20 protein-coding genes are annotated in these 26,171 nt (G+C 61.0%); 15 read left to right on the top strand and 5 right to left on the bottom strand.

Features of this window, described 5'->3' with window-relative positions; all coding sequences use genetic code 11:
• Nucleotides 1-40: 40 nt before the first annotated feature.
• Nucleotides 41-3,181 (bottom strand): bifunctional proline dehydrogenase/L-glutamate gamma-semialdehyde dehydrogenase PutA, encoded by a 3,141-nt coding sequence (gene putA / locus ACO6TG_RS19845; protein ID WP_422374783.1) that lies wholly within the window; start codon nucleotides 3,179-3,181, stop codon nucleotides 41-43.
• Nucleotides 3,182-3,322: 141 nt separating this feature from the next.
• Here putA and ACO6TG_RS19840 point away from each other — a divergent pair, with 141 nt between their 5' ends.
• The 4 genes from ACO6TG_RS19840 to ACO6TG_RS19825 all read left to right on the top strand — a co-directional run bounded on the left by ACO6TG_RS19840 (nucleotide 3,323) and on the right by ACO6TG_RS19825 (nucleotide 7,497).
• Nucleotides 3,323-3,778, top strand: a complete 456-nt coding sequence (locus tag ACO6TG_RS19840; protein ID WP_198338287.1) for an Lrp/AsnC ligand binding domain-containing protein — start codon at nucleotides 3,323-3,325, stop codon at nucleotides 3,776-3,778.
• 107 nt (nucleotides 3,779-3,885) lie between these two features.
• On the top strand, nucleotides 3,886-5,115 hold the full coding sequence (locus ACO6TG_RS19835; protein WP_422374782.1) for an ABC transporter substrate-binding protein: 1,230 nt from the start codon (nucleotides 3,886-3,888) through the stop codon (nucleotides 5,113-5,115).
• A gap of 13 nt (nucleotides 5,116-5,128) precedes the next feature.
• Nucleotides 5,129-6,835 (top strand): ABC transporter permease, encoded by a 1,707-nt coding sequence (locus tag ACO6TG_RS19830; protein ID WP_422374781.1) that lies wholly within the window; start codon nucleotides 5,129-5,131, stop codon nucleotides 6,833-6,835.
• Nucleotides 6,836-6,840: 5 nt separating this feature from the next.
• The gene (locus ACO6TG_RS19825) at nucleotides 6,841-7,497 is read left to right on the top strand and encodes an ATP-binding cassette domain-containing protein (protein WP_422374780.1); all 657 of its coding nucleotides are present in this window, start codon (nucleotides 6,841-6,843) and stop codon (nucleotides 7,495-7,497) included.
• Between the two features lie 72 nt (nucleotides 7,498-7,569).
• Here the strand turns inward: ACO6TG_RS19825 and bfr are convergent, their stop codons facing one another.
• Nucleotides 7,570-8,055, bottom strand: a complete 486-nt coding sequence (bfr, locus tag ACO6TG_RS19820; RefSeq protein WP_422374779.1) for a bacterioferritin — start codon at nucleotides 8,053-8,055, stop codon at nucleotides 7,570-7,572.
• Between the two features lie 15 nt (nucleotides 8,056-8,070).
• Complete coding sequence (locus ACO6TG_RS19815; RefSeq protein WP_422374778.1) at nucleotides 8,071-8,313, bottom strand: (2Fe-2S)-binding protein; 243 nt, start codon at nucleotides 8,311-8,313, stop codon at nucleotides 8,071-8,073.
• Between the two features lie 153 nt (nucleotides 8,314-8,466).
• Here ACO6TG_RS19815 and ACO6TG_RS19810 point away from each other — a divergent pair, with 153 nt between their 5' ends.
• From ACO6TG_RS19810 to ACO6TG_RS19800, 3 genes are all read left to right on the top strand, one after another.
• Complete coding sequence (locus ACO6TG_RS19810) at nucleotides 8,467-9,225, top strand: SDR family NAD(P)-dependent oxidoreductase (RefSeq protein WP_422374777.1); 759 nt, start codon at nucleotides 8,467-8,469, stop codon at nucleotides 9,223-9,225.
• 190 nt (nucleotides 9,226-9,415) lie between these two features.
• Nucleotides 9,416-11,851, top strand: a complete 2,436-nt coding sequence (locus tag ACO6TG_RS19805; RefSeq protein WP_422374776.1) for a methyl-accepting chemotaxis protein — start codon at nucleotides 9,416-9,418, stop codon at nucleotides 11,849-11,851.
• A 144-nt stretch (nucleotides 11,852-11,995) separates the two neighbouring features.
• Nucleotides 11,996-12,949 (top strand): class I SAM-dependent methyltransferase, encoded by a 954-nt coding sequence (locus ACO6TG_RS19800; protein ID WP_422374775.1) that lies wholly within the window; start codon nucleotides 11,996-11,998, stop codon nucleotides 12,947-12,949.
• 239 nt (nucleotides 12,950-13,188) lie between these two features.
• On the opposite strand, the gene ACO6TG_RS19795 is transcribed toward ACO6TG_RS19800, so the two are convergent.
• Nucleotides 13,189-16,344, bottom strand: coding sequence for an efflux RND transporter permease subunit (locus ACO6TG_RS19795; RefSeq protein ID WP_422374774.1), 3,156 nt, complete (start codon nucleotides 16,342-16,344; stop codon nucleotides 13,189-13,191).
• A 3-nt stretch (nucleotides 16,345-16,347) separates the two neighbouring features.
• A complete protein-coding gene (locus tag ACO6TG_RS19790) occupies nucleotides 16,348-17,556 on the bottom strand; it encodes an efflux RND transporter periplasmic adaptor subunit (RefSeq protein WP_422374773.1) in 1,209 nt (402 codons plus the stop codon).
• Nucleotides 17,557-17,707: 151 nt separating this feature from the next.
• On the opposite strand from ACO6TG_RS19790, the gene ACO6TG_RS19785 reads away from it, so the two are divergent.
• The 8 genes from ACO6TG_RS19785 to ACO6TG_RS19750 all read left to right on the top strand — a co-directional run bounded on the left by ACO6TG_RS19785 (nucleotide 17,708) and on the right by ACO6TG_RS19750 (nucleotide 26,150).
• Complete coding sequence (locus tag ACO6TG_RS19785) at nucleotides 17,708-18,337, top strand: TetR/AcrR family transcriptional regulator (protein WP_422374772.1); 630 nt, start codon at nucleotides 17,708-17,710, stop codon at nucleotides 18,335-18,337.
• Between the two features lie 81 nt (nucleotides 18,338-18,418).
• Complete coding sequence (locus tag ACO6TG_RS19780) at nucleotides 18,419-19,246, top strand: TrmH family RNA methyltransferase (RefSeq protein ID WP_422374771.1); 828 nt, start codon at nucleotides 18,419-18,421, stop codon at nucleotides 19,244-19,246.
• Nucleotides 19,247-19,249: 3 nt separating this feature from the next.
• Entirely contained in the window at nucleotides 19,250-20,107 is an 858-nt protein-coding gene (locus ACO6TG_RS19775) for an SDR family oxidoreductase (protein ID WP_422374770.1), read from the top strand.
• A gap of 40 nt (nucleotides 20,108-20,147) precedes the next feature.
• Nucleotides 20,148-21,953 carry an adenylate/guanylate cyclase domain-containing protein gene (locus ACO6TG_RS19770; RefSeq protein WP_422374769.1) on the top strand — a complete coding sequence of 602 codons (1,806 nt, stop codon included), beginning with the start codon at nucleotides 20,148-20,150 and terminating at the stop codon, nucleotides 21,951-21,953.
• Nucleotides 21,954-22,120: 167 nt separating this feature from the next.
• The gene (locus ACO6TG_RS19765) at nucleotides 22,121-22,591 is read left to right on the top strand and encodes a YtoQ family protein (RefSeq protein ID WP_422374768.1); all 471 of its coding nucleotides are present in this window, start codon (nucleotides 22,121-22,123) and stop codon (nucleotides 22,589-22,591) included.
• A gap of 258 nt (nucleotides 22,592-22,849) precedes the next feature.
• Nucleotides 22,850-23,050, top strand: a complete 201-nt coding sequence (locus tag ACO6TG_RS19760; RefSeq protein WP_422374767.1) for a cold-shock protein — start codon at nucleotides 22,850-22,852, stop codon at nucleotides 23,048-23,050.
• Nucleotides 23,051-23,113: 63 nt separating this feature from the next.
• Entirely contained in the window at nucleotides 23,114-24,427 is a 1,314-nt protein-coding gene (locus tag ACO6TG_RS19755; RefSeq protein WP_422374766.1) for a tetratricopeptide repeat protein, read from the top strand.
• A 121-nt stretch (nucleotides 24,428-24,548) separates the two neighbouring features.
• Nucleotides 24,549-26,150: a B12-binding domain-containing radical SAM protein gene (locus ACO6TG_RS19750; RefSeq protein WP_422374765.1), complete on the top strand. Its 1,602-nt coding sequence runs from the start codon at nucleotides 24,549-24,551 to the stop codon at nucleotides 26,148-26,150.
• Nucleotides 26,151-26,171 lie beyond the last annotated feature (21 nt).

The raw sequence follows: 26,171 nt of genomic DNA, 5'->3' as shown, positions 1-26,171 counted from the left end.
ATTTTGCTTGCCGCAGCCTTGCCGCCTTGCGGTGCTCCCCTCAGTCGTCCGACGCGGCCACCAGGCTGGCATTGCCGCCGGCTGCCGCCGTGTTGATCGAGACGACCTGTTCCAGCGCGAACCTTGTCAGATAGGACGGGCCGCCCGCCTTCGGACCGGTGCCGGAAAGGCCGGAACCGCCGAAGGGCTGGGTGCCGACCACCGCGCCGATGGTGTTGCGGTTGACATAGACATTGCCGACGGAGAGCCGGTCGACAACCTTCTTCACCGTCGCATCGATGCGGCTGTGCACCCCGAGCGTCAGGCCGTAGCCGGTGCCGGCGATCTGGTCGAGCACCTTGTCGAGATCACTGGCCTTGTAACGCACAACATGCAGCACCGGTCCGAAGACTTCCCGCGTCAGCGCCTCGGCCTTGTCGAGCTCGATGATGTGCGGCGCCACCCAGGAACCGTTGGCGAGTTTGCCCTGCGGAGTGACACCAGCAAAGCGCAGCTTCTGGCTTTCCTTCATGTCATCGACATGTGCCCGGATGTTGTCGCGGGCCTCGTCGTCGATGACCGGGCCGATATCGGTTGACGGCAGGCGCGGATCGCCGAGGCTGAGCTCCTTCGCCGCGCCTTCCAGCATGGCCAGCAGGCTGTCGGCGACATCTTCCTGGACATAGAGCAGACGCAGGGCCGAGCAGCGCTGACCGGCGGAGCGGAAGGCCGACATCATGACATCGTCGCAGACCTGTTCGGGCAGGGCCGTTGCGTCAACGATCATGGCGTTGATGCCGCCGGTTTCGGCAATCAGCGGCACGATCGGGCCGCGTTTGGTCGCCAGCGTGCCGTTGATCGCCCAGGCGGTTTCGGTGGAGCCCGTAAAGGCCACACCTGCCACGGCCGGATGGGAGGTCAGCGCCGCGCCGACATCGCCTTCACCGGGCAGCAGGTAGAAGGCATCTTCCGGCACGCCGGCCTGATACATCAGCTTCGCGGTTTCAAAGGCAATCAGCGGCGTCTGTTCCGCCGGCTTGGCGACAACGGCATTGCCGGCCAGAAGTGCGGCGCTGATCTGGCCAAGGAAGATCGCCAGCGGGAAGTTCCAGGGCGAGATGCAGACGAAGACGCCGCGGCCGCGGTAGCGGTAGCGGTTTTCCTCGCCGGTCGGTCCGGGCATCAGCCGGCCTTCGCCAAATTGCGCGCGCGCCTCGGCCGCATAATAACGGCAGAAATCGACCGCCTCGCGGATTTCGGCAATGCCGTCCGTCAGGCATTTCCCGGCTTCCATGGAGAGGATCATCATCAACCGGTCGCGATGTTCTTCCAGGAGATCACCGACCTTGTCGAGCGCCGCCGCCCGCTCTTCAACCGGGCGCCTGGACCAGGCCTCGAACCCCTTTTGCGCGTTCATGATGGCCTTTTGCGCCGTTTCCCTGTCGGCAAAGCGGACCGTGCCGACCCTGGTGCTGCCATCCATCGGCGCAAAGACGGGATGGGTGTCCCCTGCCGCCGTCAACCCTGCGCCGAGCGGGCCCGCTTCGGTGAAGGGGGCCGTGGTTTTGGCCATGCCGCTGGTCAGAAGATTGCGCTCAGCAGCCCAGCCGAACTCGATGCCATCGGAATTGTCACGGCTGGCGCCATAGAGCTCCTTTGGCAACGGGATCGAGCGGTTGACCGCGTGGTGGCCATGGTCAAGCAGCTGCTCGGGCCGTTTCAGAAGATCTTCGGTCGGCACATTGGCGTCGCCGACAATGGTGACGAAGGAAGAATTGGCACCGTTTTCCAGAAGCCGGCGCACAAGATAGGCCAGGAGATCCTTGTGACCGCCGACCGGGGCGTAGATCCGGCAGGGAAAGCCGTCCCGCTCGACAACCGACTTGTAGAGGCTTTCACCCATGCCATGGAGGCGCTGGAACTCGTAGCCTTCGGCCTTGCCGCCGGCCAGTTCGATGATCTGGGCAACGGTCAACGCGTTATGTGTGGCAAATTGCGGGTAAAGCACGTCGCGCGCGGCCAGCATACGCTTGGCGCAGCACAGATAGGACAGGTCGGTTGCCGCCTTACGGGTGAAGACCGGGTAGCCCTCGGCGCCGCCTTCCTGGGCGTGCTTGATCTCCGTATCCCAGTAGGCGCCCTTGACGAGGCGTACCATCAGCTTGCGGTTGGTCTTGCGCGCGGCCCTGACCAGCCAGTCGATCACTTCCACGCCGCGTTTCTGATAGGCCTGCACCGCAAGGCCAAAGCCGTCCCAGCCTTCGGTAACCGGGTCATTCAACAGCATGGCAATGACGTCGAGGGAGATCTCCAGGCGATCGGCTTCTTCGGCATCGACGGTGAAGTTGAGATTGCGGTCCTTGGCCATCTGGACCAGTTCGCGCAGTTTCGGCAGGAGTTCATCGCGCACACGCTCGCCATTGACGGCCTCATAGCGCGGATGCAGCGCCGACAGTTTCACCGAAATGCCCGGCCGCTCCGGCAGATCCTTGTTGCCGGCGGACTTGCCAATGGCTTCAATGGCATTGGCATAGGACTGGAAGTAGCGTTCGGCATCCTTAGCGGTGCGTGCGCCCTCACCCAGCATGTCATAGGAATAGCGGTACCCCTTGGCTTCCTGTGCCTTGGCCCGTTCCAGCGCCTTCTGGATGGTTTCTCCAAGCACGAACTGGTGCCCGAGCAGCTGCATGGCCTTGCGGGTCGCCACCCGCACGGTCGGCATGCCCATGCGTTTCACCAGACTTGAGAGGATCGATTGCGGCGTGTCGCCCGGGTGCAGCAGGCGTGAGGTGACGCCCAGCGCCCAGGAAGAGGCCGACACCAGCCAGGTGTCGGATTTCGGGCCGGAGGGGTCGTCGAATTTGGCAGCCGCCAGCTTGTCCTCGATCAGCTTGTCGGCGGTCTGGGCGTCCGGCACACGCAGCAGCGCCTCCGCCAGCACCATCATGGCGAGGCCCTCGCGCGTCGTCAGGCCGAACTCGCGCATGAAGTCCTCGACCCCACCAAGGCCGACCTGGACGGAGCGCATGTCTTCAATGTAGCCGCGGGCGCGCTGGTCGATCAGTTTTTCAACCACCGGATCGCCCTTCGCCTCTTTCAAGAGGGCTTCGACAAGCGGCTTGTCGTCCGGGGCATAGGCCGCGCGGAACGGTTCGATATCAGTGTTTTCAAAAGTCGTCATGGCTGCAGACTGTGCGGTCATGAGTGCCTCCCAAAGGGCCCCTCCAGGGCCAGGTCATTAGATTTCCCTAAAATACCTGATCTCAATGGCCGGTTTTCTCTGTTTTTCAGCCCACTTTCCGTGTTAATTTTGGTTGAATAGAAATTTTTAGAGAAATTCACTATGCTTGATGCGATAGACCGGCGTATTCTGAAGGTTCTTCAGGAAGATGCCCGCATAACCAACACGGATCTGTCCGAGCGGATCAGCCTGTCGGCCACCGCAACAGCCGAGCGCATGAAGCGGTTGGTGCGTGACGGCTACATCGAACGGTTCTCCGCCAGTCTCGATCCGAAGAAGATCGATCGCGGCCTGCTGGTCTTTGTCGAGATCCGGCTGGAGCGCACCTCGCCGGAGATTTTCGATGCGTTCAAGACCGCCGTCGAGCGCGCTCCCGACATCCTGGAGTGTCACATGGTGGCCGGTGGCTTCGACTACCTGATGAAGAGCCGCGTCAAGGACATGGAAGCCTATCGCGCTTTCCTGTCGGATGTTGTGCTGACCCTTCCCGGTGTACGCGAGACCCACACCTATGCGGTCATGGAGGAAATCAAGGACACGCACATCCTGCCGGTCTGAGACGCTCTCAAGTTGTTCACAAAGCCTTGTCTTGACCGTGCCATACCCGTTGCGCGAGGGATCGGCGAAGAGATGCCCTATGTGGAACGAATCTTGAGGACTATCTGATGAAACGACTGTTTGCCGCAACGCTTGGTCTTCTGGGCACGCTGCTGGTGTCCCAGACGTCGTTCGCTCAGGACGCCGACCCTGCGCAGTCTCCAGAATGGCAGGCCGTTCTGGAGGAAGCCAGAGGCCAGACCGTCTACTTCCACGCCTGGGGCGGTGAACCGCGCATCAATGCCTATGTCGGCTGGGCCGCACGCGAAGTCGCGCGCCTTTATGATCTCCGCGTTCTTCATGTGAAGGTCAGCGACACGGCTACGGTCGTTTCCCAGGTGCTTGCCGAAAAATCCGTCGGCAAGAGCTCCGGGGGGGCGGTCGATCTTATCTGGATCAACGGTGAGAATTTCGCTGCCATGAAGGACCAGGGCCTGCTTGCCGACAAGGGCTGGGCCGAGACGCTGCCCAACTGGCGCTACGTCGATGTGGAGAACAAGCCGACCGTGACGATTGATTTCACGGTGCCGACCGACGGTCAGGAAAGCCCCTGGGGCATGGCCAAGCTGGTGTTCATGTATGACAGCGCCCGTCTTAAAACGCCTCCCGCTTCACTTGAGGAACTCCTGAGTTTTGCAAAGGCCAATCCGGGCCGTTTCGCCTACCCGCAACCACCGAATTTCTATGGCACGACGTTTCTGAAACAGGTGCTTGTCGACACCGCGCCCGACAGGGGTGCCCTCGGCAGACCCGTCGACCCGGCCCGGTTCGAGGAAATGACGGCACCGTTGTTTGCCTATCTCGACGCGCTGCATGGCGCGCTCTGGCGGCAGGGGCAGGCCTTCCCGAAAAATGCTGCCCATATGCGCCAGCTGCTGGCGGACGGTGAACTGGACATCGCCTTTTCGTTCAACCCGGGCGACGCCTCCGGTGCGATCGCCAATGGCGAACTGCCGCCCAGCGTGCGGACTTTCGTGCTGGAGGGTGGCACGATCGGCAACACCCATTTTGTCGCCATTCCCTTCAACAGCTCCGCCAAGGCCGGTGCCAGGGTATTTGCCGACTTCCTGCTGACGCCAATGGCCCAGACCCGCAAGCAGGATCCGGACATCTGGGGCGATCCGACGGTCCTCAATGTCAGTGCCTTGCCCGCCAATGAAAAAGCGCTGTTCGATACGATGGATCTGGGTCCGGCGACCCTCTCACCAGAGGAGCTCGGCCCTGTGTTGCCCGAGCCGCACCCCAGCTGGGTCGCGGCGCTTGAGGAAGCCTGGTTGAAACGCTACGGCGCGGAATGAACGGACAGGTGTCTTGAGTGACAGGCAGCAGGCGCGAACCGACCTTCCAACCGTCCTGATTGTTATCCTGCTGGCAGGTCCGGTCCTTGCCGGGCTGGCCGGCACGTTTCTGCCGGCCTTCGGTTATCTGCCTGTCCTCGGATTTGACAGCTTCTCGCTGGAACCGTTCCGGAACCTGCTTGACATGCCGGGACTGTTTCGATCCGCGTTGCTCAGTTTGGCAACGGGTCTCGCCGCCTCGTTGCTCTCGCTGGGTATCGTTCTGGTCTTTGCCGCCGGCTGGTCAGGGACAGCAACCTTCCAACGGCTGTCGCGTTTCCTGTCTCCCCTGCTGTCGGTGCCGCATGCGGCGGCGGCAATCGGCCTGGCCTTCCTGATCGCGCCCTCCGGGTTTCTGGTTCGCGCGCTTTCTCCATGGGCGACCGGCTGGACCCGGCCGCCAGATCTCCTCATCCTGAATGATCCGCTCGGGCTCAGCCTCACCGCCGGCCTTGTCGCCAAGGAAGTTCCGTTCCTGTTTCTGATGACGCTGGCCGCGCTGAACCGGCCCCATATTCGGGACTATTTCCGGGCCGGCACCAGCCTTGGCTACGGACGCATGGCAACTTTCTTCAAGCTCGTGCTGCCGCAAATCTACCCCCTGATCCGCCTGCCCATGCTGGCCGTCATTGCCTACGCGACCTCGGTCGTCGACGTCGCCGTGATCCTCGGGCCAACGACACCGCCCCCCCTCGCTCCCCGTCTGGTGACCTGGATGAACGATCCGGACCTGTCGCTTCGGCTGACAGCGTCCGCCGGAGCCGTGTTGCAACTCGTCGTGACCGCTTTGGCTCTTGCGACATACCTGATGCTGGAACGGGTGTTGACGTCTTTGCTGCGCGGCCGGCTGGTGAGTGGACGGCGTCACAGGCGAGATCACCTGACCCGAATTGGCGGGCTCCTGCCGATGCTAGCAGTGATCGGTGCGATGGCTGCCTCCCTGCTTGTTCTGGTGCTCTGGTCCTTTGCCCGGTCCTGGTGGTTTCCGTCGCTTTTGCCGCAGAGATGGGACCTGATGCGGATCACGGACGCGCTTGCCATGGGTGCACCGGCACTGACGGCAACCCTTGCCCTGGCCACTGCTGCGGCAATGCTTGCCACGGCGCTGACCTTGTGGTTGCTCGAGGCACGCAGTGCGCATCGCGCACCATTGGGATCCAGGTTGAAAGTCCTGGTGTTTCTGCCACTTCTGCTGCCGCAGATCAGTTTCCTCTTTGGCCTGCAGCTGCTGTTTCTGGTGCTTGATTTCAGCGGCAGTTTTTTCTCCGTGTTGCTGGCGCACCTGGTGTTCGTCATTCCCTATGCCGTACTGGCCCTGAGCGATCCCTTGGCCCGGCTGGACCCGCGCTTTGAAAAGGCTGCGGCGTCCATCGGCGCGTCACGCGGACGCATTTTCTGGCAGATCCGCCTGCCGCTGTTGCTGCGGCCGGTTCTTGTCACCTTCGCCGTCGCGGCAGCGGTCTCCGTCGGGCAATACCTGCCAACGCTTTTGATCGGTGCCGGGCGCATCGTGACGGTGACGACGGAAAGTGTCGCTCTTGCGAGCGGCGGCGACCGGTCGGCTGCAGCGCTTTACGCCCTGCTGCAGCTGCTGATCCCGCTCGCCGGGTTTATGCTGGCGGCCTTGATCCCCGCGGTCATGCACCGCAATCGTCAGGCCATGCGTCTGCAAGAAGGATGATCCCCTTGAGTGTTGCCGACACATTGCCCGGTCTTGTCCTTGAAGGTGTGAGCCTTCGGCTGGACGACCGTCTTCTCCTGTCGATCGACTGCCGGATCGCACCTGGCGAGGTTCTGACCATCATGGGGGAAAGCGGAAGCGGCAAATCCAGTCTGCTGGATTTTATTGCGGGTTTCCTGCGGCCGGACTTTTCGGCAACGGGACGCGTGTTGCTGAATGATCGGGACCTGACCGGCTTGCCCGCTCAGGACCGTCACATCGGCCTGATGTTCCAGTCGCCGCTGTTGTTCCCGCATATGTCGGTGCTGCAAAACCTGATGTTCGCCATCCCCGCTGACATCCGGCGGCGTGCGATGCGCCGCGACATGGCGGAACAGGCCCTTGCCGACGTTGGCCTGGCAGGGTTCGCCAATCGTGATCCGGCAACCCTTTCCGGCGGGCAGCAGACCCGGGTCGCGCTCATGCGGACGCTTCTTGCCAACCCGAAGGCGCTGCTACTGGATGAACCGTTTTCCAGTCTGGACACCGCGCGGCGTGCCGACATCCGTGCGCAGGTCTTCGATCTGGCGAAGGAAAAGTCCCTGCCTGTCCTGCTGGTCAGCCATGATGAAGAAGACGCAAAGGCTGCCGGTGGCAAGGTTCTGCACCTGGGCCAACTCTGAAGGCTGCGCGGATCGTTGATCTGCGCCGCTGAGTGGACCGGCCCCGGGATAACCGGGGCCGGTCGGAAGCTGTTATTCCGCCTGGTCTGCGGAATTTGCCTGCAGCATCGCGTAGTTGTCGATGCCGATCTGCTCGATCAGACCAAGCTGGGTTTCCAGGAAGTCGATGTGGCCTTCCTCATCGCCGAGCAGACGCTCGAACATGGCCATCGTGACATAGTCACCAAGCTCACGGCAGACTTCACGCGCTTCCTTGTAGAGCGCGCGCGCAACATACTCGGCTGCCAGATCGCCTTCCAGGCACTCCTTCAGGGACTGGCCAATGCGCAACGGGTCAAGGGTCTGCAGGTTCGGCAGGCCCTCCAGGAAGATGATGCGGTCCATCAGTTCCTGGGCGTGCTGACGCTCTTCGTCCGCTTCTTCCAGTTCCTTGGCAGCAAGCTTGCTGTAGCCCCAGTCTTCCAAAAGGCGGGCATGAACCCAGAACTGATTGACTACCGTCAGCTCATGGCGCAGGGATTTGTTCAGATATTCGATAACGCGCGCGTCGCCCTTCATCGGCCCTCTCCTGATTTACCGGCTGACCGCGCGTTTTTCGCGCAGCCGCACCGGTTTCGATTCCTCACCCTCTTCAGAGCTTTTTTCGTGAATAATGTCAATCACCGCCGGAAAACATCCACCGCAGCGCGGGCGGCAGCCAAGATGCCGGAAAACCGCACCAGGCGTCGGCACCTTGCCGTTCGGATCTGCGCGCATTTCCGCCGCGGCTTCGCGAAGCTGCTTGTCAGACAGGACATTACAGGAGCATATGATCATTGCAGGATCCGGCGCGCGTCCTCATATGCGGACAGGTTGGTCATTGCGGTCAGTTGACGACATATTGTCATTGACGAATTCCAGCGCAATATCGAAACTCGACCATGAGAGTCAACTTTTTCCGGACCCTCGACACGCTAACAAGGGAATGACATGAACGGCAAGCCCATGCTGGATGACCGGCCAACTCTCGTCCTGACCGGCGCCAGCCGGGGGATCGGCCACGCAACCGTCAAGCGGTTTTCCGCTGAAGGCTGGCGGGTGATCACATGCTCCCGGCAGGCGTTTTCTGACAAGTGCCCCTGGCCGATGGGCCCGGAAGACCACATCCAGGTCGATCTGTCGGATCCGGAAAATCTGGGCTTTGCGGTTCAGGAGATCCGCAAGCGGCTTGAGGCGAATGGCTCCCGCCTCAGCGCGCTGGTCAACAATGCCGGCATCAGCCCGAAAGGTGGGGAAGGCGAACGGCTCGATTCCCTGACGACAGCAATGCATGAGTGGCGCACCGTGTTTCAGGTGAATTTCTTCGCGCCTATCCTGCTTGGGCGTGGACTGTTCCAGGAGCTCAAGAACGCGGCCGGGTCCGTGGTCAACGTGACCTCCATTGCCGGAATGCGTGTTCACCCCTTTGCCGGCACGGCCTATGCAACGTCGAAAGCTGCCCTTGCTTCCCTCACCCGGGAAATGGCTGCCGATTTCGGACCTCATGGCATCCGGGTCAACGCCATTGCCCCTGGAGAAATCGACACGGCCATTCTGTCCCCCGGCACCGAAAAGATGATCGACGATATTCCGCTGCGACGCCTCGGTCTTCCGGCTGAGGTCGCGGATACAATCTATTACCTGTGCTCCAACAAATCCTCGTATGTCAGCGGGTCGGAAATCCACATCAACGGCGGCCAGCATGTGTAACGAGAGAATACAACCATAAATTTATTGTTTGAGTTTATTTAATTACTCACCAAAAGTTAAACTCCGTTAACATGTAATAAGAAATAAAATTACGTAGTACCTGAAGAGAATTTTCAATATTTACCTAATCTTCATCGCCCTCCGCAATAATAACAGCGAAATGCCTTGATTCCGGCTGTGCGGGGACGAAATGAAGAGACTATTGAAGGTTCTGACCGACTTGAAATTCGGGTTTAAAGTCGGTGGCGGTTTTTTGGCCGTGTTGCTGTTGACGGCAGTGGTTGGCGGCGTCGGTTTCCTGGCAATACACAGCCTCGCCTCGCGTTTCGATGTGGCTGACCAGGCTGCCAAGGTAGCCGCGCAAGTGTCCGCGACCTCGCTGCAGCGGGAGGACTATCTCAACAATCCGAGCGCAGACCTCAGCAAAGCCGTTGGCGACGAGATTGCCAAGCTCAAGGACGAGCTGGCAACTCTGGGGTCGGGTGTCACCGGCGATGAAACCTCGGAAGCACAGGTCTCCGGTGCCAACGAAGCCGTGAACGAGTTTGAGCAGACTTTCGCGGAAGTGGTCTCACAGACCGAACAGCAAGTCGAGCGGCTTGCCACGCTGCAGCAGAGCACGGCCGATCTGGAAGCACTGGCCACCAGCATCAGCGATGCCGTTGCAGCGGAAGAAAAGAAAATCAGTTCAGAGGCGTTTTCCGCCAACAGCCGCCTGGATGATGCCAATCAGCTGCAGTTCAGCGTCTTTCAGCTGAAGGATGAAGTCGTTCGGGTGAAACTGCTCTATCTGGAAGGCAACGGCAATATCGACGGTGACAATCTGACTGTCGCCATCGACATCGCCCGCGACCTTGTCAGCACAACCAAGCAGATGGGCTACAAGCAGATTGACGGCATCAAGAAGAAATCCCTCGGGCAGCTGAAGAAACAGGCCGGCTTGCTTAACAAGGCCCTGGAGAGACTCACCACGGACCTCGGCTTCTCCGAAGCCTACGAGGCGCGCCTTGCGGTCGGCACGGCGATTGAAGGTGTCGACACGTATACCAAGGAGATTCTCGGCCAGGTCAATCCGGTCGTCTCCAAGGCCAAGACGGACGCGTTGACGGCGTCTACACGGCTGGCAACCGTCCGGTCGATTGCGGCAAAGGCGACCAAGCTCAACGAGCTGGCCCTGGCAGCCCGCGCGGAAACCCTTTTCCTGTTCGGTGCATTTGGCTCCTCTGACATTACCAAGGTCGAAAAAAGCATCGCCGCCCTGGCAAACCTTGAAAAGGATATGGTGAAATACGCCATGATCCTGCCGTCCGCAGGCGATGCGATCAAGGCGATCCCGGTCTCCGTTGCCTCGCTCGACCATTCCTTCAAGGACATGGTGAAAACCAAGAAGGACCTGACGGACAAGCGCGCCCAGCTCGACGACCTGACCCGTCGGGTCAACGCAGACATCACCGCGATTTCCGACGCCCAGTCGAAAGCGGCCAACGCCGCCTCGAGCTCTGCGGAGCTGCAAATCGCAACGACCATCCTGCTGGCCATTCTTGGCGGCATCGGCCTGGCCTTCGTGCTCAACCTGGCCATCACCCGCCCGATCCGCACCATCACCAACGTGATGGACCGCCTGGCCAATGGCGACAATGAAGTCGAAATTCCTGGCCGCGACCGGGGTGACGAAATCGGCGACATGAGCCGGACGGTCCAGGTGTTCCGCGACAACGCCATCGAGCGCGCCCAGCTTCAGGAGCAAAACGCACAGGAAGAAGCGGCCCGCCAGCAACGCCAGGAACGCATCGATGCGATGATCCAGTCCTTCCGCTCAACCGCCGAAGAAGCCCTCGGCTCCGTGGAAACGACTGCCGGCAGCCTGGACTCCACCGCTCAGGCCCTGACCGAGATTGCCCGCGACAGCGCCGGCTATGCCAGCGAGACGCAGGCCTCCTCGAACGAGACCACCAACAACGTTCAGACCGTGGCAAGTGCTGCAGAAGAGCTGGCGGCCTCCATCGGCGAGATTTCAAGGCAGGTTGCCCAGACCACCGAAATCGTCGATCGGGCCAACACAGGCACCCGGATCACCAACGAGAAGGTCGAGGGGCTTGCGGAAGCGGCCACCAAGATCGGCGAAGTGGTCACGCTCATCCAGGCCATTGCCGAACAGACCAACCTCCTGGCCCTGAACGCCACCATCGAGGCGGCGCGTGCAGGTGAAGCCGGCAAGGGCTTTGCGGTTGTTGCCGCGGAGGTGAAGGAGCTTGCAACCCAGACCTCCAAGGCAACCGAAGAGATCTCCTCGCAGATCACCGAGATCCAGAACGCCACCAAGGAATCCGTGGTTGCGATCGGCGAAATCGCGGAAACCATGACGGAAGTGAACTCCTACACCACCGCCATTGCCTCGGCAGTCGAACAGCAGGGCGCCGCAACTGCGGAAATTTCGCAGAATGTCCAGCGGGCCGCGGAAGGCACGGGAGCCGTCTCCTCGTCCATGACGCAGCTGTCCCAGGCCGTCGACCAGACCTCGTCTTCAGCGGACATGGTTCTGTCCGCCTCCGGCGAACTGACCCAGAAGACCGACGAATTGAAACAGGAAGTCGAGCAGTTCCTCTCCGAGGTGGCAGCCGCCTGATCTGAGGTCCTTGCAACAATCGGGCGGGAGAGCTTCGGCTCCCCGCCCTTTTCTTTGCCTTTTCGAGTGCAAAACGTTGACCTCAAGGCGCATGCCGACTAGAGCGGAACCAATTTCCAAAACTCAGACAAACGAGAGAAACACGTGGCGGACCAGACCAGCGCCCCCTCCTTTGCTCCTTCCGGCAAGCCGCCCGTTCAGTCGTGGCCGGTGATCCTGGAGACAAAGGGCTGGAAAGACTATCGGCTGCTTGACATGGGCGAAGGTCAGAAGCTGGAGCGCTATGGCCGCTTCACCATCGTGCGCCCGGAACCCCAGGCGATGGGGACAAGACGTCAGAAGGAAAGCGTCTGGAACCGGGCCGACGCTGTCTTTTCGGGCGATACGGAAGAGGAAGGCCCCGGCCGCTGGAAGTTTTCCGGCAACGTGCCGGAAACCTGGCCGATGTCCTACGGTCCTGCTCGCTACAACGGCCGCTTCATGTCGTTCCGCCATGTCGGCGTCTTTCCCGAGCAGGCCGCCCACTGGGACTGGGTCAACGGCAAGATCCGCGCAGAGCGTGAACGCAATCCGGACAAGCCGCTGAAGATCCTGAACCTCTTCGGCTATACCGGTCTTGCCTCGCTGCTACCGGCGACCGAGGGCGCCCAGGTCACCCATGTCGATGCCTCCAAGAAGGCCATCGGTTATGCCAGGGAAAACCAGGCCATGTCGGGGCTTGAGGATCTGCCGATCCGCTGGATCTGCGAAGACGCCTCCAAGTTTGTCGCCAGGGAGGTCCGCCGCGGCAACACCTATGACGGCATTATCCTGGATCCGCCGAAATACGGCCGCGGTCCAAAGGGCGAAGTCTGGGACATCTATACCAGCCTTCCCGGCATGCTGGCCGATCTGCAGAAGCTCCTGGCAAAGGACGCGCTGTTCATGATCCTGACGGCCTATGCCATCCGCTCCAGTTTCGTCTCCATTCACGAGCTGATGGCCGAAACGCTGCATCAACAGGGCGGGTTGCTGGAATCCGGTGAGCTGGTCATTCGCGAGGAGAACAGCACCAGGGCCTTGTCCACCTCGCTGTTTTCCCGCTGGAGCAGCCGGTAGGGGATTAATCCGTCATCTTCTGAATGACACCCCTTCTTCGGGCCTCTTCCTGAAGAACTTTTTGCTTCAGCCTTGAGGTCGCCAGATTTTCCCCGATCTACGTCATCCTTGGCTCGACCATGAGATCCATGCCATGACGTCTCAAACTACAAGGTTCATGTGGAAGCTAAAGCCATGGCATGGATTGCCGGATCGGGCCCGGCAATGACGACCGAACAGAACGGCGGAAAACGCAGACGTCACTCCGCTGCCACCGCCGTTTCAAGATTGTCGTTGCTCCACCTCTCTTGCCTTTCTGGCTCCTGCACAATGTCCTCTTTGGTCTTCTTCCCCCTCGCATAAACAAGCGCGAACATGGGCGGCGCGAAATAGAACGAGATCACCGTGGACAGCAGCACACCCCCGGCGATCGACATTGCAAAGGGTGGCCAGAAGCCGCCGCCGCCCAGGATCAGCGGCAGGAAGCCGCCGAAGGTTGTCAGCGTTGTGGAGATGATGTGACGGCTGGAGCGCATCACCACGTCCACCATAGCATTTCGGTCCCCGGCGGCTGCCGCCGTGTCCGCCTGCATCCCTGTCAGGATGATGATGGCGGCGTTGATCGAGACGCCTATCGAACCGATCACGCCGATAATGGCGTTTATGCCAAAGGGATACTGGAACACGGCCAGTGCCAGGATGCTCAAGCCTGCAGACAGCAGTGCGACGACAAAAGTCACGGCCGAGAGCCGGAAGGAGTTGAAGGTCAGGACAACGGCGGCAATCGACAAGGGCACGATCAAGCCGAGGGAACCGATCAGGTTCTTGAGCGTGTCGCCCCTAGCATCGGAATCGCCACCGGTTTCAATGCGGTATCCGTCGGGCAGCACAAAGCCGGTCTCCTCGATCCGGTGCTGAAGCTTCTTCAAGGCTTCCTCGGGCAGGACACCATATTGAACGAATGCCTGCACGGTGTTTGTGCGCTCGCCGTTGCGCCGGTTGATCTCGCCTTTCGAGGGCTCCAGCCGTATATCGGCAATGGCCGACAGGGGCACGCCCTCATAGCTCGCGCGATCCCGGCTTCCGGACGGTGGAAGCAGCGGCAAGCTGGCAATTGCGGACAGGTCACCACGGATCGCCTCCGCGACGCGCACACGGATCGGCAATTCCTCGGTGCCCTCGACAAGGCTGCCACCCGTTGCCCCTTCCAGCGTTGCTTCCAGTTGGCGTGCCACTTCTCCAAGGCTCAGTCCGACCAGCCGCGCCTTGTCCTCATTGACAGCAAAACGCAGCTTCGGCGGCCCCGCATCAAGTGTGGTTCGCGCGACCGTCACTTCCTCGATGCCGCTGGCGATCTGGCGCAAGGCGTCACCGCGCTCGCGCAAGACGTCCAGGGACGGCCCGACCAGCCGCAACTCCACCGGCGCATCGACCGGTGGCCCCTGCACCAGGTCCCGGACCAGGATCCGTGCCTCCGGAAACCGCCGGGCAAGATCCGATTGCAGCTCCGGGACGAGCAAGGCGGTTGCGGCGGGCGAAGCCGTTGTCACCAGGGCCTGGGCAAAGGCCGGCGCCCGGTCGCGGCTGCCGACGATGTTATAGTAGAAGGCCGGCGCGCTTTTGCCGATCACCCAGGCGACCTGTTCCACCCCGTCCCGCGCAGCAAGGTAGCGATCAATGGCCAGAGCCGTTTCAGAAGTCTCCGAAATTGCGGTGCCATCCGCCAGCTCCACCTCGATGTGAAACTGATCCCGGTCGACCCCCGGAAAGAATTGTGCCGTCAGCGTCGGCATGCTCAGGAAACCGATCATCGGCAGAACCAGGGCATAGGCCACGGCGCTCGCCGGATTGCGCATGGCCAGTTTCAGCGACAGGCGGAAGGGCACGGAAACGAGAGACTGCAAACGCCTCCCGGTGCGCTTGTCATGTGCCTTTCGGGCCGGCAACAGCCAGCCGGCAACGGCCGCCGTCAGGGTGATGGCCACCACGAAAGACCAGAGCAGCATCACGATCACGGCGATGGCGATCGCCCCCACAAAATCACCAGGCGGTCCCGGCAGCAGGACCATCGGCATGAAGGAAAGAGCCGTCGTGACCGTGGACGCGAGGAGGGGCGCAAACAGGCGCCGTACCGCCTTGCCGACCGCTTCCCTGCGGCTCAAGCCGCTTCCAAGCGCCTGGCCGATTTCATCGGTCATCACGATGCCGGCGTCGACAAGCAGACCAAGCGCGACGATCATGCCGGTCAGCGACATCTGGTGCAGGGGCAGCCCGATCAGGCTCATCGTGGCAAAGGACGCCAAAGTCACCACAGGCAACACCATGGCAACGATCAGCGCCGAGCGCAGTCCCATGGTCACCAGCAGCACGATCACCACCAGCCCCATGCCGATGGCAATGTTGAGACCGACATTCGACAGCCGGTCAATCGTGTAGGTGCTCTGGTCAAAGACCAGCCTGTGCTCGATGGAATGAGGCAGTTCGGCTTCAAAGGTCGCAATGCGCGCCTCGACCCGGTCCATCCAGGCATCGACCTGCAGACCGTCGGCGATCTTTGCCGCTACCAGAATGGCCGTGCGGCCATCTGCAAATGCCAGTTCCTCTGCCGGCTGCCGGACCCCTTTGGTGACCGTCGCAACATCTCCGACGCGGGTCACAAGACCGGTCTCGGCCGTCGTCAACGGGATTTGCCGGATGCGGTCAAGCGCTTCGATCTCTCCATCGACCTCGACCAGCAGCTCCCGATCCGGGCTGCGCAGCCGCCCGGCCTGCACCTTGGCATCGGCACTCCGGATGGCATCGGACACCTGGTCCGCCGTCAGCGACAGGGACGTCAGCACGACCGGATCGATCCGGACCAGAATCTCTTCGTCCAGGCCGCCGAAAATCTCGACCTGTTTCGTGCCGGGCACATTGCGCAAGGTGTCGGAAAGCGCTTCGGCGTAACGAAGCAGAACGGCATCGGACACGCTTTCATGCTTCGGCACAAGCGCGCTGATCGACGCAAAGGCACCTGCCCCCTCGGTGTCGAACTCCGGCTCCCCTGCCCCTGGCGGAAACGCGCGGGCAGCGTCGGCGAGCTTGTCCCGGATCTCCGACCAGGCCTGTTCGATGACATCTTCCCCAAGCGTATCAAGAAGCTCGATCTGAACGATGGAGATGGAAGAGGCCGAGGTGGATTCAATCGTATCGATTTCCTCCACCTCGCGCAGCTGTTCCTCGATCTTTTCCGTGACCAGCGCCTCGACCCTTGCCGGGTCGGCACCGGGATAAACGGTCGTCACGCTGGCGAAGATGTTTGTGATCGTCGGATCTTCCTGGCGCCCGATCCCGATCAGGGCCGAGAACCCGGCAGCCAGAATGACCAGCACCATCAGTGCCGCAAGCCGCGGCTGGCGGAAAAACAGAGTCGCCATCGATCAGCTCCCGGTCTCGGCCAATTGCACATGTTGCCCGGCAACGACCCGATGAATGCCGCCGGCGACAATGCGGGTCCCGGCCGTGATCGTGCCGCGGACAAACGCACGGGTCTCATCGGTCTGGAGCACTTCCACCGCTTCCCGCACGATCACCAGACCGGAGCTTTGCGCAGGCGCGGTTCCCGCCTCTGCGTCAGCAATCGCAAGTACGGTCCAGAGCCCGCGCGGGCCTTCTTTCAGCGCTGCCATCGGCACCCAGTAGCCGTCGGCCTCGATCCATTCCTCCAGGGTCAGCTCCGCAAGATCGCCGAAACCCGGCAGTCTGGTATCGTCCTGAACCTGGAACAGGGCTTCAATGGTGCGTGTGCGTGTCTGAAGGTCGGGGCGCAGTCCAAGAAACACGGCCTGCAAGCTCCTTGAGCCAAGGCGGATATCGAAGGTCCGGTTCCGCTCAAGCCGGGCGGCCACCCGTGGCGGCAGACCGATGCGAACCTGCGGCCGCGCGCTCTCAAGAAGCGTGAGGGCGGGCTGTCCGGGGGCAACGGTTGCTCCCTCATCGAGCGCGCGCGCCCCAACCCGTCCCGCAAAAGGAGCCCGCAGGACTGACTTGTCGAGGTTGATCTCGATAGTTTCGATTGCCGCGTCGATCTGCGCCAGTGTCGCGTCGAGGCGGTTCAGCGCCAGGCGCGCCCGATCCAGTGTTTCCGTACTGGCATGGCCGGCTTCCTGCAGCTTCTGCCGCCTGTTGAGCGTCAGCTCGGCCAGTTCCCGGTCGCTCTCCACCGCCAGCCGGTTCGCCAGTTGACGGCGGCGTTCCGCCTCCAGCGACCTTGTGTCCAGCCGGGCGATGACGTCGCCCCGGGCGACCGGATCGCCTTCATCAACCGCGATCTCGAGCACGGTACCTGAAAGTTCAAAGGCAAGATCCGTCTGGCGGGCGGGTTCGATCCGCCCGGCGAAGGTCCTTTGAACTGCATATCCGCCTTGGCGGTCCGGCACGAAGACCTGAACTTCAGCAAGTGGCGAGGCATCGACCCGCGGTTTCTCCTCGGCCCGCATCTGGATGGTGGTCACCCCGACAATCACGGCAGCCGCCGCCAGACCGACATTGACGGAAAAACTGGTCAGGCTGACCACCCCTCTGCCAAGACGTTTCAGTCTGGAACTCCGGCTTGTCCCGGATCGGTGATCGGTCTTGTTGTCCTGCATTGCCGTGCCCTCACGCCTGGTCTGGCTGCCATAGCCGATGAGCCCGGACCGTTGCCCGATGTAAACAGCTCTAACTATGTTACTATTGCTAACATATGTTAGAAGAATTAACTTTCGCAAGAGACTCACATCAAAAAAGTCGGATCAACCGATGACCAAACCCAAAGTTCAGAAGAAGAGCGGCTATCACCACGGCAACCTGCGCGGCCAGCTGACCACGGCTGCGCGCCAGTTGATCGAGGAGCAGGGACCGGATGGTTTTTCCATGTCCGACGCCTGCCGTCTGGCCGGCGTCAGCACCGCCGCCCCCTACCGCCACTTCAAGTCGAAAGAGGACCTCCTGACCGAGGTCGCGATGGACGGGCTTGCCCGGCTTGGCGCGGACATGGAAAAAAACGCTTCCGGCTTTCCGCGCGGCTCAGTCGAATCCATTGCCGCCATCGGGCGGGCCTATGTGCAATTCGCCATCCGCGAACAGCACACTTTCCGCCTGATGTTCAGCACCAAGTCTCATGCAGGCCGGATCGAGGACCTGAAGAGTGTCGGGCGCAACTCCTATGGCGTGCTGTTGCAGGAAGTGGCGCGCTATCTCGGCGAGGACGGTATCACCGAAGAAGTGATGCGGGCGTCCTTCCCGCTCTGGACCCAGGTCCACGGGCTGTCGTTCCTCGCCATTGACGGCAAGCTGGATGTGACCGACTTTCCGGTCGATATCGACCAGTCGATCCTGCTGGCGTCCGAACGGCTGCTGCCGCCACGTCCTGCACCGCAAGGCTCTTGACCCCGCCCTGTCCAGCGCCTAAGCCAGCAAAACACGTATGACCCCTTATCCCGGCTCCCGTGAGAGCGCCCGGAGCATCCAATGCCGCAACAGCGCACCGGCGCGGTGAAGCAGATCACCAGCCACGCCAATCCGATCGTCAAGGAAATCAAGGGGCTGGTCGCGCAGCGCAAGCACCGCAGCCAGTCAGGACTGTTTGTCGCAGAAGGCCTGAAACTGGCGACCGATGCACTGGAAGCCGGCTGGGGTGTCCGGTACCTCGCCCTTGGTCCGGAGGCGCGAGACAATCCGGTTGCCCAGAAGGCGGCCGCCACGGCAAAGGCGCGCGGCGCGCTGATCCTGGAAGTCTCGACCGCAGTCATGTCGGCCATGACCCGCAAGGACAATCCGCAGATGGTTGTCGGCGTCTACGAGCAGCAGATCCTCGGAGCCCGAGATATCGAGCCCACGGGCACAACGCTCTGGGTGGCGCTCGACCGGGTGCGTGATCCGGGCAATCTCGGCACCATCATCCGCACCGTCGATGCTGTCGGCGGCACCGGCGTCATGCTGGTCGGCGATTGCACCGATCCGTTTGCCGTTGAAGCGGTACGCGCCACCATGGGGTCGCTGTTTCATGTCCCGCTGGCAAAACTCAGCAAGGACGAGTTCAAGACGCTGGCCGGCAAATGGCCGGGCACGGTCGCTGCAACCCATCTGAAGGGATCGGTGGACTACCGCACACCGGACTATGCCGATCCGGTCCTTCTGGTTATGGGCAACGAACAAAAGGGCCTGGAGGACGACATGGCGGCGGCCTGCGGCACCCTGATCCGCATTCCCCAGGTTGGCCAGGCGGACAGCCTCAATCTGGCGGTCGCCACCGGCATCGCGCTTTATGAAATCCGCCGCAAGCATCTGGAGCTTTGAGCCTTGAAACTGTTTGTGTTTGGTGTCGGTTTTTCCTCCAGGGCCTTTATCGATGAAGCCAGAGAGCAGTTCGACTGGGTCGGCGGAACGACACGATCCGCCGAGAAGGCCGAGGCCCTGAAAGACATGGGTGTCGAGCCGTTCCTGTTTGATGGCACCACCAAGGGGGCCGGCATTGCCGAGGCCCTTCAAGCCGCGACCCATATTCTTGTGTCGATTGCCCCGAACGAGACCGGTGATCCGGTTCTGCTGCAGCATGGCAACGATCTAGCGGCCGGCAAGCCACAATGGATCGGTTACCTGTCCACCGTCGGCGTCTATGGCAATCATGATGGTGCCTGGGTTGACGAGGACACCGAGTGCAGGCCGGTCTCCAGGCGGTCCGTTCAGCGGGTTGCGGCGGAAACGGCCTGGCTGGATTTTGCGACCGCGACAGATGTTCCGGTGCAGATTTTCCGCCTGTCGGGTATTTACGGTCCGGGCCGCAATGCCTTTGAGAACTTCAAGAAGGGCAAGGCCCGCCGGCTGGTGAAACCCGGCCAGGTGTTCAACCGCATTCATGTTTCCGATATCGCCGGAGCGGTAAACGCTGCGATGTCCAGCCCGACCACCCGCATCTTCAATGTCACCGACGACGAGCCCGCCCCGCCACAGGACGTGGTCGCCTTTGCAGCGGACCTTCTGGGCGTCGAGCCGCCGGCCGAGATCCCGTTCGAGACAGCCGACCTGACGCCGATGGCCCGCTCCTTTTACGGCGAAAACAAGCGCGTTTCGAACAGGCGCGTCAAGGACGAGCTCGGTTACACCTTCCGCTTTCCGAATTACCGGGTCGCGCTGCAGGATCTGCTCTCCTATATTTAGGTAGATTTGTCAGCACCCCCGGCTCGAGGAAGACGGTCTCATGCGCATCGCCTGGAAGATTTTCGGGATTTCCCTGATCGTCTTTTTTGTCATGGCAGCAGCCGCCGCCTTCTCGATCTTCAAGATTTTCGAGATCAACAAGGAACTGCACCTGATCTCGAACGTCTATTCACCGCTCCGGCATGAAGTCACCCAGGTCGAGGTGATCGCGCTCGAAGAGGAACTCGATCTGGAGCGCGCGGAAAAATACCTGGCAGAGCTGCGTGCAGACCGGCTTGAAGTGCTCAGCTACGACAAGAGCCCGGAAGAAATTGACGCGCTGCTTCAGGACCATCCGGCGCTTCAGGCCCGGATCAAGCGCCTGGAGGAACGGCTGGAGCAGGATCTTCTGGCGTTTGAAGAACATGCGCGCAAAGTGACAGAACTGCTGAAATCAGCCGAAGAACGGGTGGCCGCCGCGCAAGATGCTGCCACCTCGATACACGACCGGCTGGAACTTGCGGCTCTTTACCCGACCCTGGTCGCGATAGAGACCCAGCACGACAATTTCCATGCCCATGCGCTGCATCTCGTGCAGTCGGTGGATATTCCGGCCGCGACAAGGGAACGGCTGGAGACCCAGCTGGAGGAAGAAGAGACCAAGCTGTCCGCCCGTCTCGACCAGCTGCGCGAACATGTCACCCGCTTCACCGACCAGTCGATCGAAACGGCCGCCCTGCACGAACAGCAGGCGCTCTATGCGAGCATCGCGGCGACCGCAGCCAGCGGTGCTCTGGCACTGCTTTTATCGTCACTGGTCATCGCCGGCATCCTGCGCCCCATGAAGGCGCTGACCAGCGGAGCAAGGCGTGTGGAAGAAGGTGATTTTGCCGTTCAGCTGCAGCCGCGCTCAAGCGATGAGATCGGCACCCTGACCCGAAGCTTCAACACGATGGTGGAAGGGTTGCGCTCGACGCAGAAGATCAAGGACACGTTTGGCCAGTATCTCGACCCCCGCGTCGTTTCCGGCCTGATTGCCGACCATGAGGACGCGACGGCCGGCGAAAAGAAGGTGGTCACCGCCTATTTCTCCGATCTGGCCGATTTCACCACGATTTCAGAACAGTTCACGCCGGCCGGGCTGGTGCGGGTGCTGAACCGCTATCTGGACCTGATGTCGTCCGAGATCACGGATCGCCAGGGCGTGATCGACAAATATATCGGCGATGCGATCATGGCCTTCTGGGCGCAGCCCTTTTGCGATGATGGCGGCCAGGCAACGCTGGCGGTCGAAAGCGCCCTGCGCAATATCGAGCATATGCGCGATTTCCAGCACGAATTGCCGGACCTCACGGGACTGCAGAAAAACCTGCCCCAGCTCAAACAGAGGATCGGCATTGCCACCGGCGACGCGGTCATCGGGTCGATCGGGTCAGAGAAAACCAAGAATTACACGATCATGGGTGACACCGTAAACCTCGGCGCGCGGCTCGAAGGGGCCAACAAGGTCTATGGCACACAGCTGCTGGTCTGCCAGCGCACGCGTGACACGGCCTCCGGGATCGAATTCCGGGCCGTCGACAAGATCCAGGTGAAGGGCAAGACCGAACCGACCAGCGTCTATACGGCGCTGGCCCGCGAAAACGACATGACCGAAGAACTGGCCGCTTTGCAGGCCGGTTCGGAGGAGGCGCTGCACGCCTTTGCCGAGGCCAGGTGGACCGATGCCCGCTCCCTGTTTGAGACCATCCTCCAGCAACATCCCGACGATCAGATTGCGCGTGTTTTCCTGAACCGCCTGAAGCTGATCGAAGCTCAGGGCGCTCCGGAAAACTGGGACGGGGTCTGGCACCTGACGTCAAAATAAAGGAAACTGTCGCGCGAGGCCTCACCCGGCGCAGGATCTGAATTACCGATAAATATCAGGCAACAACGCCCCTGATGGTCTTGACGGAACGCAACTTCCTCCCCAGCTTCGAACCAGGTTTCAGTGCCAAGAGTCACTGACTTCAAGAGCATTCAAGGGAGGAACACATGGACACCTGGCGCGTATATTTATCCGGCGAGATTCATACCGACTGGCGCGAACGGATCATGGACGGATCGAAAGCCCTCGGGCTGCCGGTTGCCTTTTCAGCCCCGGTCACCGATCACGACGCCAGTGACGATTGCGGCGCGACCATCCTGGGCGGTGAGGACCAGAAGTTCTGGTATGACCACAAGGGCGCAAAGATGAACGCGATCCGCACCCGCAGCCTGATCGAAAAGGCAGACATCGTCGTGGTGCGTTTCGGCGACAAGTACAAGCAGTGGAATGCTGCTTTCGACGCAGGGTATGCCTCCGCACTCGGCAAATCGGTGATCGTCTTGCACGACCCTTCCCTGACCCACCCCTTGAAGGAAGTTGACGCAGCTGCACTTGCGGTCGCCGAGACCTCGGAACAAGTGGTAGATATCCTCAAATATGTGATTACCGGCCAGCTCGACAGAGGGCCCGGGTCTTGAAATTAACAAATTCATTACCATACTAGGGAATACTGTGTTAAAGTTCTGGCTTGTTCGCCAGGCAACAGATCTCAGCTTTACAGGAACTGCACTTCGGAGTGTCGCAGTCCGCTTAGACTGCGCGCGAGGGCATTTATTTCCGACCGAGATCCGGCAAGTACTTTAGTATTATCATCAACACTGTCATCAAGGCGTTGAAAAATACCGCTATCTGTAGCGGTCACATGCCTTGAGGCGAAAAATTGGAAAGAAGACTCCATGCTGCATGGAAACGTAAAATGGTTTGATCAGGGCCGAGGTATCGGCACGATCGAACCGCAGGACGGCGAGGATATTCTCGTCGACATCACGGCCCTGCGCCGGTCCGGCATCGACACCTTGAGAGAAGGCCAGCTTGTGGCGTTCGATCTGGAGTGGCGCCGCGGTCAGAAGGTGGCTGAAGACCTGAAAGTGCTGTAACGTAACAGCGTCTTTCCGGCGACAAGGGCGGTTCGACCGCCCTTTTTTATTGGGAGATGCGCTATGGAGGTCGATGCCAGGCTGCAGGAAGGGATCAACGCCCATCGCAGCGGCAATCTGGAAGCTGCGCTCGCCGCTTACAAGGACGTTCTCACGAACGATCCGGATCACGCCGACGGATTGCATTTTCTGGGGCTCCTGCATTTCGATGCGGGCAAGCCCGACAACGCCGTGACCCTGATCCGCAAATCCCTGGATCAGAACAGCCGCAATGCGGCGGCTTACAACAATCTCGGCAATATCCTGAAACTGTCGGAGAAGCAGGACGAGGCGCTTGAAGCCTATGTCCGGGCCGTGGAGATCGAGCCGCGCCACGAGGAGGCCTGGAACAACATCAACCTGATGCTGGAAGGCGCCACCAACAATGACGACCTGCTGCCGATCCTCAAGGAAATTGTCCGGCTTGATCCCGACAATCCCAATGCCTGGCACAATTACGGCATGTCGCTGATGCTGTCCGGCCACCGGGACGAGGCCGCCGACGCACTGGAACGCTGCCTGGAATTCGGCGCCGACGTCTGGTCGGACCCGATCTGGCATGCCCGGGTCCTCTGTGCCCTGGGCCGCCGCGACCGGGCGGTGGAGCATCTGGAAAGCCTGCTCAAGGCCGATCCGGACAATACCATCGTGCGGTATCAGCTGGCCGCCGTGCGCGGCGACGATCTGGACCAGGCGCCGGAAGATTATGTCAAAACCCATTTCGACAGTTTTTCCGACAGTTTCGACGAGGTTCTGAAAAATCTGGGCTACCGGGCTCCGGAACTTGTCGCCGAAGAGGTCGTCCGTCTTGCCGAGACCCGGCAGGGCCCGTTTCCGGACGTTGTCGATCTCGGCTGCGGCACCGGCCTGTGCGGCCCTCTGATCCGCGCCCGGTGCGGCAAACTCACCGGCATCGACCTGTCACCGGGCATGCTGCGCAAGGCCGCTGCGCTGGAAGTTTATGACTTCCTCCTGGAAGTCGAGCTGGTCGGCTTTCTGAACTCGGATCTGCCAACACAATTCGACCTGGCGGTCTGCGTGGATACACTGTGTTACATCGGCGATCTCACGCCCTTCATGGAAGCGCTCTGCCGCGCCCTGAAACCTGGCGGGCTGCTGGTGGCGAGCGTCGAACACCTGGATGAAGCAGACGGCCCGGATTACCGGGTCGACGCAACCGGTCGTTACCTGCACAATCCGGCCTATCTCAAGCGGAGCGCCGAGGCGGCGGGGCTTTCTTATGAAGCGGAGAAATTCGTTGCTCTGCGGCAGGAACTCGGCAAGGACGTCCAGGGCCTGGTTTTTCGCCTCAGCAAGCCTGACACCACCTCCACGTGACAATATGCCAGCCGTCACGTCTGCCTCTATTTCTGTCACGCCGTTTTAAGCGGTTGTGCCTGCGGCCAAAGTTGATACGGTGTCGCCACTGGGGGTGAGCGTCCGTCTGGAGGGACCGTGCATGTCGCAATGCAATGTTTTGTTGGTGTATCCGCGTTTTAATTCCGGCTCTTTCTGGAATTACGGCGCCACCTGCGAACTGGTAGGAGCGAAGTACCCGGCACCGCCCCTTGGGCTGATCACGGTTGCCGCCATGCTGCCGGACGACTGGTCCGTCCGGCTGGTCGACCGGAACACCGGCTCGCTCACCAGCGACGACCTTGCCTGGGCGGACATGATCATGACCGGCGGCATGCTGCCGCAGCAGGCCGACTGCCTGGCCGTGATACGGCGCGCGCAGGACAAGGGCATACCGGTCGTCGTCGGTGGTCCCGACGCAACGTCTTCACCCGAAGTTTATGAAGCTGCGGATTTTCTGGTCCTGGGCGAAGCCGAAGGTATTCTGGAAACCTTTGTCTCGGCCTGGAACGAGGGCGCGCGCAACGGTCGCTTCACAGCGGAAAAGTTCAAGGCCGACGTAAGCTCTAGCCCGATCCCGCGTTTCGACCTGCTGAAATTCGACGATTATGTCCAGATCGGTGTGCAGTATTCTCGCGGTTGTCCGTTCACCTGCGAGTTCTGCGACATTATCGAACTCTATGGCCGGGTTCCGCGCACCAAGACCAACGCGCAGATGCTTGCCGAACTCGACCGTCTCTATGAACTCGGTTATCGCGGCCATGTCGATTTTGTTGACGACAACCTGATCGGCAACAAGAAGGCCGTGAAGATGTTCCTGCCGGAGCTGGCCGCCTGGCAGAAGGACAAGAGCTATCCGTTCGAAATGTCCACTGAGGCGTCCCTGAACCTGGCGGATGACGAAGCCCTTCTGAAGATGATGCAGGATGCGGGCTACTTCTCGGTTTTCATCGGCATCGAGAGCCCGGATCCGGACGTTCTGGTCGCAACGCGCAAGAAACAGAATACAAGGCGCAACATCGCCGAGAGTGTTCACAAGATCTATGACGCGGGCATTTTTGTGCTGGCCGGTTTCATCGTCGGCTTCGACGAGGAAAGCGACAAGGTTGCCGACGAGATCTCGGCCCTGATCGAGGAAGCGGCAATCCCGGTCGCCATGACCGGTCTGCTCTACGCTCTGCCGAACACCCAGCTGACCCGGCGCCTTGCCAAGGAGGGCAGGCTGCACGCGGATTTCGGAACCGACGATCCGGATACAGAACACGGTGACCAGTGCACCGCCGGCCTCAATTTCACGACCGTGCGGCCGCGCGACCAAATTCTCAACGATTTCAAGCAGGTGATCGATCGGGTCTACAGTCCGGAGGCCTATTTCGGCCGGGTTCGGAAAGTGGCATCCATGCTCAAGATGAACGGGGCCAACGGTGCCGTTTTCGGGGCAGGTTTCATGCACGACATCAAGCAGGTCAGCCAGCTGCTCTGGGGGATCACGTTCAAGGATACCACGTATCGCTGGCAGATCTGGAAAACCATTCTCAGAACGGCCTTCACCAACTTCCGGGCGCTCAAGCCGGTGCTGATGATGCTGGCACTTTATGTGCATCTCGGACCGTTCTCACGTTTCGTGGTCGCCCAGATCGACAAGCAGATCGTCGAGATCGAAAAAGGCCAATGGGAACAGCCGGCTCTGGTGGCCGCGGAGTAGGTGCGCTAAGAGACTGAGGAA

This window comes from Roseibium sp. (assembly GCF_965233565.1).
Lineage (GTDB): Bacteria > Pseudomonadota > Alphaproteobacteria > Rhizobiales > Stappiaceae > Roseibium.
Note: the sequence above shows the minus strand (reverse complement) of the source record. Positions and strands in the feature narration are given on the sequence as shown.

What these genes read in the sequence shown, in the direction of transcription:
- ACO6TG_RS19840 (WP_198338287.1), top strand. Translation starts at nt 3,323, where the DNA reads ATGCTTGATGCGATAGACCGGCGTATTCTGAAGGTTCTTCAGGAAGAT.
- bfr (WP_422374779.1), bottom strand. Translation starts at nt 8,055, where the DNA reads ATGAAGGGCGACGCGCGCGTTATCGAATATCTGAACAAATCCCTGCGC.
- ACO6TG_RS19750 (WP_422374765.1), top strand. Translation starts at nt 24,549, where the DNA reads ATGTCGCAATGCAATGTTTTGTTGGTGTATCCGCGTTTTAATTCCGGC.
- ACO6TG_RS19770 (WP_422374769.1), top strand. Translation starts at nt 20,148, where the DNA reads ATGCGCATCGCCTGGAAGATTTTCGGGATTTCCCTGATCGTCTTTTTT.
- ACO6TG_RS19790 (WP_422374773.1), bottom strand. Translation starts at nt 17,556, where the DNA reads ATGCAGGACAACAAGACCGATCACCGATCCGGGACAAGCCGGAGTTCC.
- ACO6TG_RS19815 (WP_422374778.1), bottom strand. Translation starts at nt 8,313, where the DNA reads ATGATCATATGCTCCTGTAATGTCCTGTCTGACAAGCAGCTTCGCGAA.
- ACO6TG_RS19805 (WP_422374776.1), top strand. Translation starts at nt 9,416, where the DNA reads ATGAAGAGACTATTGAAGGTTCTGACCGACTTGAAATTCGGGTTTAAA.
- ACO6TG_RS19795 (WP_422374774.1), bottom strand. Translation starts at nt 16,344, where the DNA reads ATGGCGACTCTGTTTTTCCGCCAGCCGCGGCTTGCGGCACTGATGGTG.
- ACO6TG_RS19785 (WP_422374772.1), top strand. Translation starts at nt 17,708, where the DNA reads ATGACCAAACCCAAAGTTCAGAAGAAGAGCGGCTATCACCACGGCAAC.
- ACO6TG_RS19760 (WP_422374767.1), top strand. Translation starts at nt 22,850, where the DNA reads ATGCTGCATGGAAACGTAAAATGGTTTGATCAGGGCCGAGGTATCGGC.
- ACO6TG_RS19765 (WP_422374768.1), top strand. Translation starts at nt 22,121, where the DNA reads ATGGACACCTGGCGCGTATATTTATCCGGCGAGATTCATACCGACTGG.
- ACO6TG_RS19780 (WP_422374771.1), top strand. Translation starts at nt 18,419, where the DNA reads ATGCCGCAACAGCGCACCGGCGCGGTGAAGCAGATCACCAGCCACGCC.
- ACO6TG_RS19755 (WP_422374766.1), top strand. Translation starts at nt 23,114, where the DNA reads ATGGAGGTCGATGCCAGGCTGCAGGAAGGGATCAACGCCCATCGCAGC.
- ACO6TG_RS19810 (WP_422374777.1), top strand. Translation starts at nt 8,467, where the DNA reads ATGAACGGCAAGCCCATGCTGGATGACCGGCCAACTCTCGTCCTGACC.
- putA (WP_422374783.1), bottom strand. Translation starts at nt 3,181, where the DNA reads ATGACCGCACAGTCTGCAGCCATGACGACTTTTGAAAACACTGATATC.
- ACO6TG_RS19835 (WP_422374782.1), top strand. Translation starts at nt 3,886, where the DNA reads ATGAAACGACTGTTTGCCGCAACGCTTGGTCTTCTGGGCACGCTGCTG.